This is a genomic window from Lactobacillus sp. 23-2, from assembly GCF_044902225.1.
Taxonomy (GTDB): domain Bacteria; phylum Bacillota; class Bacilli; order Lactobacillales; family Lactobacillaceae; genus Lactobacillus; species Lactobacillus absianus.
In genome coordinates, this window is sequence record NZ_JAOQBX010000082.1 from 1 (window position 1) to 373 (window position 373).

Annotated in this window: 1 protein-coding gene; it reads left to right on the forward strand. The window is 46.9% G+C overall.

The annotated features are described in order from the left end of the window. Window positions 1-373, forward strand: a 373-nt coding sequence (locus OCH80_RS10240) for a transposase (RefSeq protein ID WP_404540672.1), incomplete at both ends; no start/stop codon positions are given.

Below are 373 nucleotides of genomic sequence, written 5' to 3' on the forward strand. Positions count from 1 at the left end.
TCTACGCAATTATTCCCGACAGACATTGGTTTACCGACGTGACAGAATTCCATCTTAAAGATCAAAAGCTCTACCTCTCTCCAATTATCGATGGTTGTACCCAAGAAATCATCTCCTACAACATTTCTAGGCACCCAGACCTTAAGCAAGTGATGACCATGCTAGATGATGCATTTGAGAAGCACCCGGCTCTTAACGGGCTTATTTCCCACTCAGACCGTGGCTGGCAATATCAGCACCATGCATATCAAGCCGCTCTGGCTAACAGAGGGATCGATCAGAGTATGTCTAGGCTAGGCAACTCTCTTGACGACGGCCTAATGGAAGGCTTCTTCGGCATTCTTAAGCGGGAGATGTTCTACGGTCAAGAACA